Consider the following 16,120-nt stretch of genomic DNA (forward strand, 5'->3'; position numbering starts at 1 on the left):
GACCGGCGCGCACGGTGACGGCATCCCAACGCCTTTCTCCGCCAACCGCGTTGAGTACCACGGCCATGTCACCGCGGGCGGGCTCACGGTTGCCGGGCGCTCGGGGAAGGCTCGGCCGTGGACGGGCTCACCGGACTCGGGACGGGGGTCGGCGTGCCGATCGGCGGGTGCGGGGAGCGGGCGGGCTCGGCCGGGCGGGCCGGTTCGCGGCGCACCGAGAGGAAGACCAGCGCGGCCACGGCGGCCAGGACCAGCACGCCCGCCACCGCCCGGCGCACCAGCACCCGCCGGGACCGCACCGGCCCGGTCGGCGGGGGCAGGGGCCGCAGGTCGGCCGGGCCGACGGAGAGCGCCCGCGCGGCCAGCGCGGCCCGCAGCCGCTCCTCCACCGGCGTCGCCGTGGTCCCCGTACCGGACTCGTTCATCGCAGCCCTTCCAGACGCCGGCCGAGGGCGTCCAGCGCCCTGCTGGCCGTGGACTTGACGGCACCCCGCGACAGACCGAGCGTCGTCGCGATCTCGGCCTCGGTCAGATGCGACCAGTAGCGCAGCACCAGCACCTCCCGCTGCCGCCGGGTCAGCGTGCCCAGCGCCGCCAGCACCTCCCGGTGGTCCTCGTGCAGCAGCACGTCCTCCTCGGGGGCGGGCGCGTGCCCCTCCGGCACGGGGGTGTGCGCCCGTGCGGTCCTGCGCCGGCGCAGCACCGAGCGGGCCGCGTTGACGACGCTGGTCCGCAGATACGCCTCCGGGTCGTCCAGCCGCGCGAGCCGGTGGCCGTGCCGCCGGAACAGCGCGGTGAACGCGTCCTGGACGACGTCCTCGGCCGTGGGCAGGTCGTCCACCAGCAGCACCGCCAGGCGCACCAGGGACAGCCGGCGGTGGTGGTACAGCTCCTCGAAGCCCGGTGGCCGCCCGGCTTCCACGGTGGTCCGGGCGCCGGCCCGGGGTCCGGTGCCGGGCGCGGCCGGTGTCGTACCGGCGTGGGTGCGGGCGAGGACGCGGGTCCGCAGCGCCGCTGTCAGGCGCCGCCAGGACGTGGGCCGCTCCCAGGGCACGGCCGTCGCCGGTGGTGTCGCTGTCGTCATGGATCTCCCGGAGCCGGGAGCGGGGGAGCCGCCGCGCGACGGCTCCCCCGCACCGGCCCTGCCTCAGTGCTGCTGCGGAACCGGTGCCGGCGTGGCGTGACGGTGGTGCGGTACGGGCGCCGGACGCGGGTGTTCCGGAGCGGGCGCCGGGTGCCCGGGCGCGGGAGCGGCGGTGGACGGCACCGGGCTCGGGGCGGCCGGTCCGGGGGTGGCGGGCACCGGGGAAGGCGTGGCCGTCGCGGGAGCCGGGGCGGGGCTCGTCGTGCGTACGGGGGAGGGGACGGGGGACGGGGTTCCCGTGCGCACCGGCGACGGGACCGGGGACGGGGTTCCCGTGCGCACCGGCGACGGGACCGGGGACGGGACTGCCTGGTCATGCGCCGGGGCCGGGGCGGCGGCACTCCGGGAGTGGGCCGCGGGGTGGGCGGCGCCGCTGTCGGCGGTGGCCGGGCCGTCGTCCTGGGCCGCCTGGGCGGTCAGGGTGCCGGCGACGGCCAGGGCCGCGCCTACGGCGGAGACCCCCAGGACGGCGCGCAGCCGGTGGGTGCGGTTCGGGCGCGGGGCACGGTGTACGGACATGTGTTCCTTCGGTCGCTCAGGGTCGGACAACTGGACGAGGTGGAGGCCTCCACCCCGACAGACGTCCGACCCCAAGCGAGGTTGCGGGTGAGGCCCGGCGAATTTTCCGGCACCCGTGCCGGCACCCCGCGTTCCGGCACTCGATCCGCCACCTTGCGTTCCGCCACCCCGCGTTCCGCACCCCGTGTTCCGCCACCCGATTCCCGTCACCTGCCACTCGCCGAGCGACCGCCGGCCCCGGCCCCCGGCCCGAGGTGTCTCAGCCCAGCTGCTTCAGCAGTTCCTCGGCGACCGGGGCCGAGGAGGCCGGGTTCTGGCCGGTGATCAGGTTGCGGTCCACCACGACGTGCGGCGCCCACGGCTCACCCGCCCGCACCTCGACGCCCGCCTCGGTCAGCCGGTCCTGGAGCAGCCACTTGGCCTGTCCGGCGAGGCCGCCCTGGGTCTCCTCCTCGTTGGTGAAGGCCGCCGCGCTGTAGCCGGCGAAGGCGTTGCCGCCGTCGGAGCGGACCGCGGCGAGCAGGGCGGCCGGACCGTGGCAGACCACGGCCAGCGGCTTGCCCGAGTCCAGGGCCGCCACCAGCAGCCGGCCCGACTCGGCGTCCACGGCCAGGTCCTCCATGGGGCCGTGCCCGCCCGGGTAGAACACGGCGGCGAAGTCGGCGAGGTCCACCTCCGCGAGCTTCACCGGCGTCCGCAGCTCGGTCATCTCCTCCAGCGCGCGGGCGATCTCCTCGGCCTTCTCCTGACCGCCGTTGACCTCGGCGGCCAGGCTCGCCCGGTCGACCGGTGGCACCACACCACCCGGCGTGGCGACGACGACCTCGTGACCGGCGGTCTTGACGGCCCGGTAGGGGACCACGGCCTCCTCGGCCCAGAAGCCGGTCGGGTGCGCGGTGCCGTCGGCGAGCGTCCAGTGATCGGCGCCGGTCATCACGAACAGGATCTTCGACATGGGGTTCTCTCTCCAGAAGGCTTGCGTGCACAGGCGGATCGGTGCCGCGGATGCGGGGGTTCGGGCCTGCGGGAAAGAACGTAGGTGAGACGACCCATAGGTATCCAATGAAGCACCGAATGGCTGACATCGGGTTTCCTATGGCTGCCGGGGAATACGCGGCGGCCATACTCGGACCCGTGGAGACCGCATCCCTCGCTTCCCTCGACCTGAACCTGCTGCGCACCTTCCTCGCGGTGTACCGCTCCGGTTCCTTCACCGGCGCCGCCCGGCTGCTCGGACTGTCACAGCCCACGGTGACGACGCAGATGCGCGCACTGGAACGGCAGACCGGCCGGGAGCTGTTCGAACGGCTGCCGCGCGGGGTCACGCCGACCCCGGTGGCCGACGAACTCGCGGCGCGGATCGCCGCGCCCCTGGACGAGCTGGCCGCCGTCGCCGGCCCCACCTCGCCGGCCGGGACGCGGGCCGAGCCGGTCCATCTGGCCGGTCCGGCGGAACTCCTGTGCAGCAGGGCCCTGCCGGCCCTGGCGCCGCTGATCGCCGAGGGCGTACGGCTTCGGGTGGCGACCGGGCTGACCGATCCGCTGCTGGACGAACTGCGGGCCGGCCGCCACGACCTGGTGATCGCCACCACCCGCCCACGCGGCCGCACGTTGCACGCCGTCCCCCTCACCGACGAGGAGTTCGTACTGGTCGCGGCCCCGATCTGGGCCGAGCGACTGACGGAGCGATTGACGGAGCGACTGACGGGGCGACCGACGGGGCGAGGGACCGCGCACACGGCCGAGACCGAGGTCCACGGACAGGGCCCCGGCGTGCGGGGCGCCGAGGGTCAAGGCTCCGCCGGGCGAGGCAGCGAGCCTCAAGGGTCCGCCGGGCGGGGCGCCGAGGGCCAAGGCTCCATCAGGCGGGGCGACGAGCGTCCAGGGTCCAACGTGCAGGGCATCGAGCGTCCAGGGTCCAACGTGCAGGGCATCGAGCGTCCAGCGTCCGCCGGCCGGGACGCCGCGGAGCAAGCGCCCGCCGTGCCGGACTCCTTCGACCCCGCCGTCCTGCACGAGGTTCCGCTCATCACCTACGCCGAGGATCTGCCGATCGCCCGCCGTTACTGGCGGCACGTCTTCGGCCGGCGTCTGTCGCGTACCGCCGCCGTGACCGTCCCTGATCTGCGCGGGGTGCTCGCGGCCGTGGCCGCCGGCGCCGGGTTCGGCGTGCTGCCCCGCTATCTGTGCCAGGAACTCCTGGCATCCGGCGCGCTCGTCGCGCTGCTGGAACCGGAGGACCCGCCGATCAACACCGGCTTCCTCGTCCAGCGCCCCGGGGCCTCCGACAACCCCGACGTGGCCCGAGTCCGCGCCGTCCTGCTGCGGGCGGCGCGCAGTTGGTAGGCGGGTGGGCGGGGTCGTTCAGGGCGTGGCGGTAGAGGACACGGCTCGGCAGCCTCCGAACCGTCGGAACCGTCGGCACCGAGAGGGGTCTCGAACACGGTCACCTTCGGCCGAGAGGGTGGGACATCTGGTACGCCAGCCTGCGGTCCGCGCCCTCCCCGACGGCGGTCAGGGCTTCGTCCAGTTCCATGAACCACTGCCAGGCGGGCCGTCCGTCGGCCTCGGCCAGCCGCGCCACCACCAGGTCCTCCAACTCGGGGACGCGCTTGTTCTTCCAGATTTTGTCGGCGAGGCTCACCAGCAGGTCCTCCACGCCGGTCCCGGGAGCCGTCCAGGACGCGTGGGTGCCGGCGAACCGGGCGAGGCCGGCCGGCACACCGTGCTCCAGCAGCAACTCCCGTCCCGCCGCCTCGTGTCGGGCGCCGGGACCGGACAGCTCGGCCGGGTGCAGGGTCTTGCCGATGTCGTGCGTGGCGGCACCGAACAGCACCGCGTCCGCGTCCAACTCCAGCCGCGGACAGTGCAGTCGTACCCACGCCAGGAGCTGTGCCGCGACGTCGTGCACCGCGCGCAGGTGGGCCACCAGCCGTGGGGGTGCGTCGACCTGCTCCAGCAGCAGGGCGACCCGCTGGGGCAGGGGGCGCAGGGGCGGGTCGTCGAGGTCGTCCGTCGCGATCGACGGTGTGTCGCCGGCTGTCACCGTGCCAGGGTAATCAGGGACGCGTCCACGGTCCGCCGGCCGGCGCTCCTGACATCGTTGTCTCGTCCCTGGATGGCGGTGCCGGGTCGCGGGGCCGACGATGGTCCCGTGGGGTACGGCCGCCGCCGCAGCGCCGGTGCCGTCCGAGGCCGCCGGGGGACGGAGGCCGGCCCCGGCCGCGGTCAGCGGCCGGAAGGGAGGACACCGTCATGCTGGAAGTGAAGACGGTAGAGAAGCCGGACGAACGGCGCGACTTCCCCCGCGGCCACCTCGAAGCCCTCCACCTGACCGGGCTCGACTTCGCGGTGGGCACGTTCGAACCCGGGTGGCGCTGGTCGGAGTCCGTGGCGCCGATCGCGGGCACCGAGAGCTGCATGGTCCACCACAACGGGTATGTGGTGCGGGGCCGGATGCACCTTCGTATGGACGACGGCGGCGAGAGCGAGATCGGCCCCGGCGACGTCTTCGTCTGCCCGCCCGGCCACGACGCCTGGGTGGTCGGCGATGAGCAGGTCGTGCTCTACGACTTCGCCGGGACGATGGCGAACGAGTACGCGAAGGGCTAGCCGAGCACTGGATCCGTCCGCTGGTCTCCATGCCCCGCCGGGCCGCCCTGGGAGCGGCCCGGCGGAGCCGGTCTACACGTCGGAGACCCGCGCCTCCCCCTCCGCGAAGGCGACCGTGTCCGGGTGGCCGAACAGGCCCGGGAGACCGCCCGTGTGCAGGAAGACCGTCCGCTCGCCCGGGCGGACGGTGCCGTCGCGGACCGCGGCGTACAGGCCGGCCAGGGCGCGGCCGGTGTAGATGGGGTCGAGGACCAGGCCCTCGGTGCGGGCGGCGAGGCGGAGCGCTTCCCGTACCGGGGCGGTGAGGGTCGCGTAGCCGGCGCCCACCTGGTCCCGACGGATCCGCAGCGTGTCCGGCGTGACACCCTCCGCCGTGAGCGGTGCGGCGAACTCCGCGACCGCCGTTGCCGGGTCGGTCAGCGCGCCCACGTCGACGCCGAGCACCGAACCGCCGCCCAGGGCCGCGACCAGCCCGGCCATCGTGCCGCCCGAGCCGAGGGCCACGACCGCCGAACGCAGGTCCGGCAGTTGCTCGCGCAGCTCGGTGCCGCAGCGTACGTAGCCTCTGGCCCCCAGCGTGCTGGAGCCGCCGAACGGGATCAGTGCCGGGCGGGCGCCCGCGGACCGCAGACGCGCGCAGACCTCGGCCGCCGCCGCGTCCAGCCCGTCCTGGTCCACCTCGCCGGCCCAGGCGAGCCGCGCCCCGAACAGGCCGTCCAGGGCGAGGTTCCCGGAGCGGGAGGCGCCCGGGGTGCCGCGCAGGACGAGGACGACGTCCAGCCCGAGCCGGGCGCCCGCGGCGGCGGTCAGCCGGGCGTGGTTGCTCTGCGGGGCACCCGTGGTCACGAGCGTGTCCGCGCCTTCGGCGAGGGCCGCTCCCACCGTCCACTCCAACTTGCGGATCTTGTTGCCGCCGCCGCCCAGGCCGGTCAGGTCGTCCCGCTTCACCCACAGGTCCTCCGGACCGAGCCCGAGCGCGGCGGCGAGCCGGGGCGCCGGTTCCAGGGGGGTGGGGAAGCTGCCCAGCGGCACGGGCGGATGGGTCATGGTGACGTCCTCGGGTCGGTGTCGGCGTTGGGGCCAGTCGATCACGGCCGGGCGCCCGGCGTCATACCGGCGGCACGGTCCCTGATCACCGCGCGGAGCGGATCGGCCGACCCTGGTCACCGCGCCCGGCCTCACACCGGGAGCAGGCCCGCGATCAGCGCGCTGAGCTGCGCGGCCGTGCGGCACTCGTGCATCTCCACCAGCTCGGCGTACGAGGGCGCGGCCGAGTCACCGGTGCCCCAGCGGTCGCGTGGCTCGGGATTGAGCCAGTAGACGCGCCGGGCGCGCCGGGCCAGTTCGCGTACGGCGGGGAGGTTCGGGTCGCTCATGTTCGTGCGGGCGTCACCGAGGACGAACACCGTCGTGCGCGGCCCCACCGCACCGCCGTACCGCTCGGCGAACTCGCCCAGCGCCACGCCGTAGTCGCTGCTGCCGTGCCAGCCGGTGAGCGTGGCCTCGGCGCGGATGCGGGCGCCGAGCCCGTCGGGGTCGGCGCGGCCGTGGTCGAGCAGGCCGGTGACCTCGTCGAGCCGGTTGACGAACGCGAACACGCGCACCTTGCTGAACTGGTCGTGCAGGGCCTGCACGAGGAGCATGGTGAAGTCCGAGAAGCCGGACACCGAGCCCGACACGTCGCAGAGCAGCACCAGTTCGGGCCGGACCGGACGGCGCCGCCGCAGCACCGGCCGCATCGGCACGCCTCCCGTGGACAGCGAGGAGCGCAGGGTGCGGCGCAGGTCGATCGTGCCGCGTGCGGCCCGGCGGCGGCGCGCGGCGAGCCGGGTGGCCAGCTTCCGCGCCAACGGCTGGACCGCGCGGCGGAGTTCGGTCAGCTGGTCCCGGCTCGCGATCAGGAAGTCGACCCGGTCGGCGGTCGGCCGCACACCCCGCCGCGCGATCTCGTCCCGCCCCCGCCGCTCGGCCACCCGGCGCCGGGCCTCCGCCCCCACCAGCCGCCGGAACTCCTCGATGCGGCGCCGGATCTCGTCGTCCAGCAGCCGGTCCGCGAACCCGGTGCCGCCGCCGTCCCGGCCCCGGACGTCGGCCCGCACCCTGGCCAGCAGGGTCTGGGGCCGCAGCCGGTCCAGGGTCTGGTACGCCGACCAGCCGTCCGAGCCGGGTGAACGCCCGTACCCGCCCAGGCCGTCGACCGCCTCCGCCGCCAGCCGGGCCATCATCGCCCGGTCATCGGCGGCCAGCGCCTCGGCCAGCCGGTCGCGCAGGGACTCCCGGTCCCGGGGAGCGTCCTCGGGACCGCCGACTCCGCGCGGGAAGTAGAGGTCGAAGACCGAGTCGAACAGGGTCCGTTGACCCGGCGCGTGCAGCAGAGTCGCGGCCAGCCCCTCGCGCAGGCGCTCCCGGTCCGCGAGGCCCAGCGCCTCCACCGCCCGGGCCGCGTCCACGGTCTCCCCGGTGCCGATCCGCACCCCGTGCGCGCGCAGGGCCGCGGCCAGCCCGGTGATCCGGTCGGCGACGGCGGTCACAGCGCGTCCAGGTCGAGCTTGGCCGCCGCCTTCTGGATGTCGTCCTGGTGCTTGAGGATCACCCCGAGGGTGTCCCGTACGACGGTCTCGTCCAGCGTCCCCGCGCCCAGCGCGAGCAGGGTGCGGGCCCAGTCGACGGTCTCCGCGACGGACGGCGCCTTGCGCAGGTCCATTGCGCGCAGCGCCCCGACCACCCGGACCACCGACTCGGTCAGCGTCGCGCCGAGGCCCGGCACCTTCAGCCGTACGATGCGCCGCTCCAGCTCCTCCTCGGGGAAGCCGATGTGCAGGAACAGGCAGCGCCGGCGCAGCGCCTCGGACAGCTCGCGGCCGGCGTTGGAGGTGAGGACGACGAACGGGCGGCGGGTCGCGGTGACCGTGCCCAGCTCCGGGACCGTGACCTGGAAGTCGCTGAGGACCTCCAGCAGCAGCCCCTCCATCTCCACGTCGGCCTTGTCGGTCTCGTCGATGAGCAGCACGGTCGGCTCGTCGCCGCGGATGGCGGTGAGCAGCGGGCGGGGGAGCAGGAACTCCTCGGTGAAGATGTCGGTGCGGGTCTCGTCCCAGCTCTCGCCGCGGCCCGCGCTGATGCGCAGCAGCTGCTTGGCGTGGTTCCACTCGTACAGCGCCCGGGACTCGTCCACGCCCTCGTAGCACTGGAGCCGGACCAGCCGGGCCCCGGCCACCTGGGCGACGGCCTTGGCCAGCTCGGTCTTGCCGACCCCGGCGGGGCCCTCCACCAGCAGCGGCTTGCCCAGCCGGGCGGCGAGGAACACGGTCGTGGCGACGGCGGGGGAGGCGAGGTAGCCGGTCTCGGCGAGGCGGGCGGAGACGTCGTCGACGGACGTGAACAACGGGGCCTCCGGCGAGGTCGGGGACAGGGTCCGGGAGAAGCGGTTTCCGATTCCCTATCTAAGCGCTTGTTCAGCTCGGACGCCATGATATACACCGATCGGTCTCCTTCGGGCCGGGAGCGCGGTAACCTCGCGGTATGACCAGCAGAGACAAGGCGTCCCCCCGCGACCGGCTGCTCGACGCCGCCGCACGGCTCTCCTACAGCGACGGCGTCTCCATCGGCATCGAGGCGCTGTGCCGGGAGGCGGGCGTTTCCAAGCGGTCGATGTACCAGCTCTTCGACAGCAAGGACGAGATGCTGGCCGCCAGCCTGGAGCGCCGGATGCCTGCGTACCAGGCCCGGCTGACCCACCCCGATCCGGCGGCCGTGACCCCGCGCGAGAGCATCCTGTACGTCTTCGAACAACTGGAGAAGGGCTCCGTGGAACCCGAGTACCACGGCTGCCCCTACCTGGCCGTGCTGGTCGAGGTGAAGGATCCCGAGCATCCGGCGAGCGTGGTCGCCCGCGAGGCCAAGGCCGTCCTGCTGGGCGCCTTCCGCGAGGAGGCGGAGCGGGGCGGCGCGCGGGATCCCGAGCTGCTCGCCCGCCAGCTCCTGCTCGTCTTCGACGGCGCCAGCGCCCGCGCCGGCGCCCGGGTGGAGCACCTGGACGACGGACTCGCCATGACGACGGTGACGGCCCTGCTGGACGCGGCGGGGGTCCGCTAGCCCCCGGACCGCTGTGCGAGCCGCCGGGGCATGCCCTCATGCTCGCCGCTACAACACGCCCCCATGCTCGCCGCCACGGCACGCCCCGTGCGGGTCACCACGGCGCCCACCCCCCGTCCGGGCCACCACAACGCGCGACCGTCCTCGGCCGCCCGGTGCAATGGACCCGTGATCGCGCCCCCGGACGACTGCCTCGCGCGTAACGAGTGGATCTGTGGTGCCTATCTGAGCACCCGCCGGCAGATCCTGCTCGACGCGGTCGTCCAGCATCTCCAGCTGACCTTCCTGTCGGTCCTCATCGGCCTGGTGATCGCCCTGCCGCTGGCGGTGCTGGCCCGTCGCTGGGGCTGGGCGGCCGGTCCGGTCCTCGCCGTGACGACGATCCTCTACACCATTCCGTCGCTGGCCATGTTCTCCCTGCTGCTGCCCCTCTACGGCCTCTCGGCCACCCTGGTCGTCGCCGGGCTGGTGCTGTACTCGCTCACCCTGCTCGTCCGGAACATCCTCGCCGGCCTGCGCGCGGTCCCGGAGGAGACCCGGCAGGCCGCGCGGGGGCTCGGCTACGGGCCCGTCCGTCTGCTGCTCACCGTGGAGCTGCCCCTGGCCCTGCCCGCCGCGATGGCCGGCCTGCGCATCGCCACAGTCTCGGCGGTCTCCCTGCTCACGGTCGGTGCGATCGTCGGCTTCGGCGGTCTCGGCAACCTCATCTACGCCGGCATGAACACCTACTTCAAGGCCCAGGTGCTCACCGCCTCCGTGCTGTGCGTGCTGATCGCCGTAGCCGCCGACCTGCTCCTGTTGGGCGTGCAGCGGCTGATCACCCCCTGGACGCGGGCGGCCCGTCCATGAGCACCCTCACCGCCGCCTGGGACTGGCTCACCGACCCCGCGCACTGGTCGGGCGACGACGGCATCCGGCACCGGCTTCTCCAACACCTCCTGCTCACCGTCGTCTGCCTGGTCCTGAGCTGTCTGATCGCGCTGCCCGTCGCGCTCGTCCTCGGCCACCTCGGCAGGGGCGGCGCGCTCGCCGTGAACATCTCCAATGTCGGCCGGGCCGTGCCCACCTTCGCCGTGCTGGTCCTGCTCCTGCTGACGCCGGTCGGGAGGTGGGGGGACGGCCCCACGGTGGTCGCCCTCGTGCTGTTCGCCGTACCGCCGCTGCTCACCAACGCCTACGTCGGCATGCGGGAGGTCGACCGGAGTGTCGTCCAGGCCGCCCGAGGCATGGGCATGACCGGCCGACAGCTGCTGTTCCACGTGGAACTGCCCCTTTCGCTCCCCCTCCTGCTGAACGGCGTGCGGATCGCCGCGGTCCAGCTCGTCGCCACCGCCACGATCGCCGCGCTCGCGGGCGGCGGCGGCCTCGGCCGGATCATCACGGCGGGCTTCAACCTGGCCAGCACGCCGCAGGTGGTCGCGGGCGCGCTGCTCGTCGCGGTGTTCGCCCTGCTCGTCGAGGCTGTCTTCGAGATCGCCGAGCGAGTGGCACCGGCCTGGGTCCGGGGCGGCCGATGAGAGGGCGTACGACGACCACACCCGCCGCCCCTGCCTCAATCAGCCGCCGTACGGCACCTGCCGCCCGCGCTCTTCTCAGCCGCCGTACGGCACGCGTCACGCCCGCCCTCCCCAGCCGCCGCACGGCACGCGTCACGCCCGCCCTCCTCGTCCGCCGTGCCGCGCTCGCCGCGGCCGCCCTCCTCGCCCTGGGCGGCTGTGCCACCGGACCGTCCCTGGAGGACCGCGGCCAGGTCACCGCCCCGCCCGGGGACAGCCGTCATCTGACCATCGGCTCGGCCGGCTTCACCGAGAGCGATCTGCTCGCCCAGATGTACGCCCAGCTGCTCGACCAGGCCGGCTACAAGACGTCCCTCCTCACGGTCGCCAACCGGGAGCTGTACGAACCCGCCCTGGAGTCCGGCCAGATCGACGTCGTACCCGAGTACGCGGCGACCCTGGCCGACTGGCTGAGCGCCAAGACCCACGGCGCCGACGCGCCCCCGGCCGGCTCGCCCGACCTCGGCGCCACGATGAGGGCCCTGCGCGCCCTCGCCGCACCCCGCGGTCTCACCGTCCTGGCGCCCGGCCGGGCCGTCGACCAGAACGCCTTCGCGGTGACCGCCGCCTACGCCCGCCGGCACCACCTCAGGACCCTCAGCGACCTCGGCGCCTCCGGACTGAAGGTACGACTCGCGGCGGGCGACGAATGCGTGCGACGGCCGTACTGCGCACCCGGGCTGAAGAAGGTGTACGGCATCGACATCACCGGCGTCGATCCCAAGGGTGTCGGCACCACCCAGGCCAAACGGGCCGTGCAGGAGGGCCGCGACCAGATGGTGCTGACCACCACCACCGACGCCACCCTCGACTCCTTCGGCCTGGTGCTGCTCGCCGACGACAAGCGACTGCAGAACGCCGACTACGTCGTCCCCGTCGTCAACCGCTCCCGCGCGGGCGGTGCCGGCGTGGCGAAGGCGCTCGGCAGACTCAACGACGTGCTCACCACCGGGGACCTGGCCGCCATGAACCGGCAGGTCGACAGCTGGCGGCGGCTGCCCGCCGACGTGGCCCGCGCCTACCTCAAGGAGAAGGGCCTGCTCGAATGACCCGGCTCAGGCGTCCGCCACCGAGTCGAACGGCACCTGCCCCCGCGTCACCCCGCGCGCGTCGGCGTCCACCGAGCGGCGCAGCGCCTCGTGCAGCTTCGCCGGGGTCAGCACGCCGAGGAACCGCGCCCCGTCCAGCACGGCGACCCACCCGGCGTCGTGCTGGAGCATCACCCCGAACGCCTGCTTCAGCGGCGCGCCGACCGGCACCCAGGCGGTCATGCGGTGGGCGAGGTCGCCCACCGTGCCGCCCGTCGGCAGTTCCTCGACGCCGACCCAGCCGTGCAGGTCACCGCCCGCGTCCAGGACCACCGCCCACCGGGCACCCGCGGACCGCAGCCGCTCCAGCGCCCGCGCGGCCGGCTCGTCGGCGCGGGCCACGGGCGGCTGCTCCAGGTCGTCGGGCTCGATCGCGGTGACCGACAGCCGCTTCAGCCCGCGGTCGGCGCCCACGAAGGAGGCGACGTACGGCGTCGCGGGCGCCCCGAGCACCGCGCCGGGCGTGTCGAACTGCTCGATGCGGCCCTGACCGTACACGGCGATCCGGTCGCCGAGCCGGACGGCCTCCTCGATGTCGTGGGTGACCAGCAGCACCGTCTTGCGCACCGCCGCCTGCATCCGCAGGAACTCGTCCTGCAACTGCTCACGCACCACCGGGTCGACCGCGCCGAACGGCTCGTCCATCAGCAGCACCGGCGGATCCGCGGCCAGCGCCCGCGCCACGCCGACCCGCTGCCGCTGCCCGCCGGACAGCTGCTCCGGATAGCGCGGCCCGTAGGTCTTCGGATCGAGCCCCACCAGGTCCAGCAGCTCGGCCGCCCGGGCCCGTGCCTTCGCCCGCTTCCAGCCGAGCAGCGCGGGCACGGTCGCGGTGTTGTCCAGGACGGTGCGGTGCGGGAAGAGGCCCACCTGCTGGATGACGTACCCGATCCGGCGGCGCAGCCGGACCGGGTCGACGGTCGCGATGTCCTCGCCGCCGACGAGGATCCGGCCGGAGGTCGGCTCGATGAGCCGGTTCACCATCATCATGGTCGTCGTCTTGCCGCACCCGGAGGGCCCGACGAGCGTGACCAGTTCCCCCTCGGCCACCTCGAAGGAGAGGTCGTCCACGGCCGTCGTACCGTCCGGATACCGCTTGGTGACCTGCTCGAACCGGATCATTCCCTCAACGTACGGCAGGACGCCGTCCGCCTCATTCCGTCGTGCCCCGACCGGCGGACGCCCGGGCAGTACGGTCAGCCGAGCAGGATCACCTCCAGGGTGCGCGGGCCGTGGACACCCTCCACCCGGTCCAGTTCGATGTCGCTGGTGGCCGACGGGCCGGAGATCCAGGTCAACGGGCGGGTGGGGTCGAGGCGTTCGAGGGCCTGGGGGACGGAGGAGACGACCTGGTCCGGGACGCGGACGACACAGATGTGGTGGTCCGGGACGAGGGAGATGCGGCGCCGTCCCTGGTCGGGCGAGCCGTCCAGCACGATCGTGCCGGTCTCGGCGATGGCCACGGCACACCCCGTCACCACACTGTCCACCCGGTCCAGCCGCCGGGCGGTGTCCGCCACCCGGTCGTGGATCCGCACGGGATCGGCGGCGGACATCCACTCCGGCGGCAGCCCCGGCGGGACCAGCACCTCCTGTGAGCCGCGCTCGGCCAGCAGCCGCATGACGAGCAGCGGCAACTCCTCCGCGTCGCAGCGGTGCACGATCGCCCGGTAGTCCACCAGGTTCTCCGCCAGCAGCTCCACCGTCTCCCCGGTGGTCCGCCGCCCGTGCTCGCGCAGGTAGTCCCGGGGCACGGCCTCCTCGTACGGTCCCTCGTCCGCGGGCACGTCCGCGAGCGCGCGCCGCACCCGGCCCAGGATCCGCTCCCTGCTGCTCACTTCGCACCGTCCTTCCCGCCGCGCGTGCGCTGCCACCAGTCCCGGAACGGTTCGGGCGGCACGGCCGGCAGGTCCCGGGTGCCGCTCCACGCCCGGCCGGGGCCCGGCAGCGTACGGGGGTGCAGCCGGCGGGTGCGGGAGGCCAGCCGCTGGCCGGTGCGCAGGGCGCCCGGGTGGGTGAAGGCCCAGCGCGCCGCCCGCATCGCCGCCCGTTCGGCCGCGTGCCCCTTCGCCGGCTGGAGCACCACCGTGTTGCCCTGCCGCACCGCCGGACCGCCCTCGACCACCCGCTCCCGCAGGTGCACCAGTACCTCGGGGATGTCGATGGCGACCGGGCACACCTCGTAGCAGGCCCCGCACAGGCTCGACGCGTACGGCAGCGAGGCGTCGATCTCGCCGGCCGTGCCCCTCAGCTGGGGGCTGAGGATGGCGCCGATGGGCCCGGGGTAGACCGAGCCGTACGCGTGCCCGCCCGCCCGCTCGTACACCGGGCACACGTTCAGGCAGGCGGAGCAGCGGATGCAGCGCAGCGCCTGGCGGCCGACCCGGTCGGCGAGGGTGTCGGTGCGGCCGTTGTCGAGCAGGACCAGGTGGAAGGTGCTCGGACCGTCGCCGTCCGTCGTTCCCGTCCACATGCTGGTGTACGGGTTCATGCGCTCGGCGGTGGAGGAGCGGGGGAGGGTCTGCAGGAAGACCTCCAGATCGCGCCAGGTGGGCACCACCTTCTCGATGCCGACGACCGAGATCAGCGTCTCCGGCAGGGTCAGGCACATCCGGCCGTTGCCCTCGGACTCCACGACGACCAGCGTGCCGGTCTCGGCGACCATGAAGTTGGCGCCGGAGACGCCGACCTTGGCGCGCAGGAACTTCTCCCGCAGGTGCAGCCGGGCGGCCTCGGCGAGTTCGGCCGGCGTGTCCGTCAGGCCCTCCGGTGCCGGGCGGCCCCACTCGCCCATCTCCGTGCGGAAGATGTCCCGGATCTCGCCCCGGTTGCGGTGGATGGCCGGGACCAGGATGTGCGAGGGGCGGTCCTTGCCCAGCTGCACGATCAACTCGGCGAGATCGGTCTCGTAGGCGCGGATGCCCTCGGCCTCCAGGGCTTCGTTGAGGCCGATCTCCTGCGTGGCCATCGACTTGACCTTCACGACCTCCGACTCGCCGGTCTCCTTGACCAGCCGGGCGACGATCCGGTTGGCCTCCTCGGCGTCCGCCGCCCAGTGGACCGTACCGCCGGCCGCGGTGACGGACTCCTCCAACTGGACGAGGTAGCGGTCGAGGTGGCGCAGGGTGTGGTCCTTGATCCGGCTGCCCGCCTCGCGCAGCGCCGCCCAGTCGGACAACTCGCCCACCGCCCTGGCCCGTTTGGCCCGGATGGTGTGGGTGGCGTGGCGCAGGTTGCCCCGCAGGACGGGGTTGTGGACGGCGTCGTGCGCGGCCTTCGGGAAGGCCGGCATGCCGAGATACGTTCCGGTCATACGGCCGGTTCCTCCTCCGTGCTCGCCAGGATCTCCGCGATGTGCACCGGCCGCATGCCCGTGCGCAGCCGGCTCATCGTGCCACCGAGGTGCATCAGGCACGAGTTGTCGGCCGCGCAGAGCACCTCCGCGCCCGTCGACTCCGCGTTGCGCACCTTGTCGGCGCCCATGGCCGCCGACACCTCGGCGTTCTTCAGCGCGAACGTGCCGCCGAACCCGCAGCACTCCTCCGCGCCGGGCAGCTCGACCAGCTCCAGCCCCTTGACGGCCTGGAGCAGCCGGCGCGGCCGGTCGCCGAGCCCGAGTCCGCGCAGCCCGTGGCAGGTCGGGTGGTAGGTCACCGTGTGCGGGTAGTAGGCGCCGACGTCGGTCACCCCGAGCACGTCGACCAGGAACTCCGTCAGCTCGTACGTCTTCGGCACCACCGGCGCCAGCGTCCGCGCCAGGGTGTCCCCGCGCCCCTCGGCTCGGGCCCGCTCGCCCATGCGGGGATACAGCTCCCGCACCATAGCCCCACAGGACCCGGACGGGGTCACGATCGCCTCGTACTCCCCGAAGACATCGGAGAAATGCCGGGCCAGCGGCTCGGCCTCATGTCGGTAGCCGGTGTTGTAGTGGGCCTGCCCGCAGCAGGTCTGCGCCATCGGGAAGTCGACCTCGACACCCAGTCTGGTCAGCAGCTTCACCACGGCCCGGCCGGTTTCCGGATACAGCGTGTCGTTGACACAGGTCAGGAACAGGGCGACACGCATCGCGGCTCCTCGGTGTCGGTCATCGGACGAGTGCAGAGTAA

The 16,120-nt window shown here is 74.0% G+C and carries 18 protein-coding genes; 6 read left to right on the plus strand and 12 right to left on the minus strand.

Annotated elements, in window-relative coordinates:
- Positions 1 to 83: 83 nt before the first annotated feature.
- The 4 genes from ACH4LD_RS11530 to ACH4LD_RS11545 all read right to left on the minus strand — a co-directional run bounded on the left by ACH4LD_RS11530 (position 84) and on the right by ACH4LD_RS11545 (position 2,618).
- Positions 84 to 425 carry a hypothetical protein gene (locus tag ACH4LD_RS11530; RefSeq protein WP_398053998.1) on the minus strand — a complete coding sequence of 114 codons (342 nt, stop codon included), beginning with the start codon at positions 423 to 425 and terminating at the stop codon, positions 84 to 86.
- A complete protein-coding gene (locus ACH4LD_RS11535) occupies positions 422 to 1,084 on the minus strand; it encodes an RNA polymerase sigma factor (protein ID WP_398053999.1) in 663 nt (220 codons plus the stop codon). The genes ACH4LD_RS11530 and ACH4LD_RS11535 overlap by 4 nt, the downstream gene beginning before the upstream one ends.
- Positions 1,085 to 1,147: 63 nt before the next feature.
- On the minus strand, positions 1,148 to 1,663 hold the full coding sequence (locus ACH4LD_RS11540) for a hypothetical protein (protein ID WP_132785606.1): 516 nt from the start codon (positions 1,661 to 1,663) through the stop codon (positions 1,148 to 1,150).
- Between the two features lie 259 nt (positions 1,664 to 1,922).
- Positions 1,923 to 2,618, minus strand: coding sequence for a type 1 glutamine amidotransferase domain-containing protein (locus ACH4LD_RS11545; RefSeq protein ID WP_398054000.1), 696 nt, complete (start codon positions 2,616 to 2,618; stop codon positions 1,923 to 1,925).
- 140 nt (positions 2,619 to 2,758) lie between these two features.
- On the opposite strand from ACH4LD_RS11545, the gene ACH4LD_RS11550 reads away from it, so the two are divergent.
- The gene (locus ACH4LD_RS11550) at positions 2,759 to 4,009 is read left to right on the plus strand and encodes a LysR family transcriptional regulator (protein ID WP_398054001.1); all 1,251 of its coding nucleotides are present in this window, start codon (positions 2,759 to 2,761) and stop codon (positions 4,007 to 4,009) included.
- Between the two features lie 100 nt (positions 4,010 to 4,109).
- Here ACH4LD_RS11550 and ACH4LD_RS11555 read toward each other — a convergent pair whose 3' ends face one another.
- Positions 4,110 to 4,709 carry an HD domain-containing protein gene (locus ACH4LD_RS11555; protein WP_398054002.1) on the minus strand — a complete coding sequence of 200 codons (600 nt, stop codon included), beginning with the start codon at positions 4,707 to 4,709 and terminating at the stop codon, positions 4,110 to 4,112.
- Positions 4,710 to 4,918: 209 nt separating this feature from the next.
- Here ACH4LD_RS11555 and ACH4LD_RS11560 point away from each other — a divergent pair, with 209 nt between their 5' ends.
- Positions 4,919 to 5,275 carry a cupin domain-containing protein gene (locus ACH4LD_RS11560; RefSeq protein WP_398054003.1) on the plus strand — a complete coding sequence of 119 codons (357 nt, stop codon included), beginning with the start codon at positions 4,919 to 4,921 and terminating at the stop codon, positions 5,273 to 5,275.
- Between the two features lie 72 nt (positions 5,276 to 5,347).
- Here ACH4LD_RS11560 and ACH4LD_RS11565 read toward each other — a convergent pair whose 3' ends face one another.
- The 3 genes from ACH4LD_RS11565 to ACH4LD_RS11575 form a co-directional block, all read right to left on the minus strand.
- Positions 5,348 to 6,322 carry a D-cysteine desulfhydrase family protein gene (locus ACH4LD_RS11565; RefSeq protein WP_398054004.1) on the minus strand — a complete coding sequence of 325 codons (975 nt, stop codon included), beginning with the start codon at positions 6,320 to 6,322 and terminating at the stop codon, positions 5,348 to 5,350.
- 131 nt (positions 6,323 to 6,453) lie between these two features.
- Positions 6,454 to 7,806 carry a VWA domain-containing protein gene (locus ACH4LD_RS11570; RefSeq protein ID WP_398054005.1) on the minus strand — a complete coding sequence of 451 codons (1,353 nt, stop codon included), beginning with the start codon at positions 7,804 to 7,806 and terminating at the stop codon, positions 6,454 to 6,456.
- Complete coding sequence (locus tag ACH4LD_RS11575; RefSeq protein WP_398054006.1) at positions 7,803 to 8,660, minus strand: AAA family ATPase; 858 nt, start codon at positions 8,658 to 8,660, stop codon at positions 7,803 to 7,805. The genes ACH4LD_RS11570 and ACH4LD_RS11575 overlap by 4 nt, the downstream gene beginning before the upstream one ends.
- 137 nt (positions 8,661 to 8,797) lie before the next feature.
- On the opposite strand from ACH4LD_RS11575, the gene ACH4LD_RS11580 reads away from it, so the two are divergent.
- The 4 genes from ACH4LD_RS11580 (at position 8,798) to ACH4LD_RS11595 (ending at position 11,975) form a co-directional block, all read left to right on the plus strand.
- Positions 8,798 to 9,370, plus strand: a complete 573-nt coding sequence (locus ACH4LD_RS11580; RefSeq protein WP_398054007.1) for a TetR/AcrR family transcriptional regulator — start codon at positions 8,798 to 8,800, stop codon at positions 9,368 to 9,370.
- A gap of 168 nt (positions 9,371 to 9,538) precedes the next feature.
- Positions 9,539 to 10,219, plus strand: coding sequence for an ABC transporter permease (locus ACH4LD_RS11585; RefSeq protein ID WP_132785615.1), 681 nt, complete (start codon positions 9,539 to 9,541; stop codon positions 10,217 to 10,219).
- A complete protein-coding gene (locus ACH4LD_RS11590; RefSeq protein WP_398054008.1) occupies positions 10,216 to 10,887 on the plus strand; it encodes an ABC transporter permease in 672 nt (223 codons plus the stop codon). Before ACH4LD_RS11585 ends, ACH4LD_RS11590 begins: the two co-directional genes overlap by 4 nt.
- Positions 10,884 to 11,975 carry an ABC transporter substrate-binding protein gene (locus ACH4LD_RS11595; protein ID WP_398054009.1) on the plus strand — a complete coding sequence of 364 codons (1,092 nt, stop codon included), beginning with the start codon at positions 10,884 to 10,886 and terminating at the stop codon, positions 11,973 to 11,975. Before ACH4LD_RS11590 ends, ACH4LD_RS11595 begins: the two co-directional genes overlap by 4 nt.
- 6 nt (positions 11,976 to 11,981) lie before the next feature.
- On the opposite strand, the gene ACH4LD_RS11600 is transcribed toward ACH4LD_RS11595, so the two are convergent.
- The 4 genes from ACH4LD_RS11600 to ACH4LD_RS11615 form a co-directional block, all read right to left on the minus strand.
- Entirely contained in the window at positions 11,982 to 13,136 is a 1,155-nt protein-coding gene (locus ACH4LD_RS11600; protein ID WP_398054010.1) for an ABC transporter ATP-binding protein, read from the minus strand.
- Between the two features lie 74 nt (positions 13,137 to 13,210).
- Positions 13,211 to 13,852: a lactate utilization protein C gene (locus ACH4LD_RS11605; RefSeq protein ID WP_398054011.1), complete on the minus strand. Its 642-nt coding sequence runs from the start codon at positions 13,850 to 13,852 to the stop codon at positions 13,211 to 13,213.
- Positions 13,849 to 15,327, minus strand: coding sequence for a LutB/LldF family L-lactate oxidation iron-sulfur protein (locus ACH4LD_RS11610; RefSeq protein ID WP_398054012.1), 1,479 nt, complete (start codon positions 15,325 to 15,327; stop codon positions 13,849 to 13,851). Before ACH4LD_RS11610 ends, ACH4LD_RS11605 begins: the two co-directional genes overlap by 4 nt.
- A complete protein-coding gene (locus ACH4LD_RS11615) occupies positions 15,324 to 16,079 on the minus strand; it encodes a (Fe-S)-binding protein (protein ID WP_398054013.1) in 756 nt (251 codons plus the stop codon). Before ACH4LD_RS11615 ends, ACH4LD_RS11610 begins: the two co-directional genes overlap by 4 nt.
- Between the last annotated feature and the right edge of the window lie 41 nt (positions 16,080 to 16,120).

This window comes from Streptomyces sp. NPDC017676, assembly GCF_044329325.1.
Lineage (GTDB): Bacteria > Actinomycetota > Actinomycetes > Streptomycetales > Streptomycetaceae > Streptomyces.

Coding starts and splice junctions, on each gene's coding strand:
- ACH4LD_RS11540 (WP_132785606.1), bottom strand. CDS start 1,663: ATGTCCGTACACCGTGCCCCGCGCCCGAACCGCACCCACCGGCTGCGC.
- ACH4LD_RS11610 (WP_398054012.1), bottom strand. CDS start 15,327: ATGACCGGAACGTATCTCGGCATGCCGGCCTTCCCGAAGGCCGCGCAC.
- ACH4LD_RS11535 (WP_398053999.1), bottom strand. CDS start 1,084: ATGACGACAGCGACACCACCGGCGACGGCCGTGCCCTGGGAGCGGCCC.
- ACH4LD_RS11530 (WP_398053998.1), bottom strand. CDS start 425: ATGAACGAGTCCGGTACGGGGACCACGGCGACGCCGGTGGAGGAGCGG.
- ACH4LD_RS11550 (WP_398054001.1), top strand. CDS start 2,759: ATGGCTGCCGGGGAATACGCGGCGGCCATACTCGGACCCGTGGAGACC.
- ACH4LD_RS11545 (WP_398054000.1), bottom strand. CDS start 2,618: ATGTCGAAGATCCTGTTCGTGATGACCGGCGCCGATCACTGGACGCTC.
- ACH4LD_RS11590 (WP_398054008.1), top strand. CDS start 10,216: ATGAGCACCCTCACCGCCGCCTGGGACTGGCTCACCGACCCCGCGCAC.
- ACH4LD_RS11615 (WP_398054013.1), bottom strand. CDS start 16,079: ATGCGTGTCGCCCTGTTCCTGACCTGTGTCAACGACACGCTGTATCCG.
- ACH4LD_RS11560 (WP_398054003.1), top strand. CDS start 4,919: ATGCTGGAAGTGAAGACGGTAGAGAAGCCGGACGAACGGCGCGACTTC.
- ACH4LD_RS11600 (WP_398054010.1), bottom strand. CDS start 13,136: ATGATCCGGTTCGAGCAGGTCACCAAGCGGTATCCGGACGGTACGACG.
- ACH4LD_RS11595 (WP_398054009.1), top strand. CDS start 10,884: ATGAGAGGGCGTACGACGACCACACCCGCCGCCCCTGCCTCAATCAGC.
- ACH4LD_RS11580 (WP_398054007.1), top strand. CDS start 8,798: ATGACCAGCAGAGACAAGGCGTCCCCCCGCGACCGGCTGCTCGACGCC.
- ACH4LD_RS11565 (WP_398054004.1), bottom strand. CDS start 6,322: ATGACCCATCCGCCCGTGCCGCTGGGCAGCTTCCCCACCCCCCTGGAA.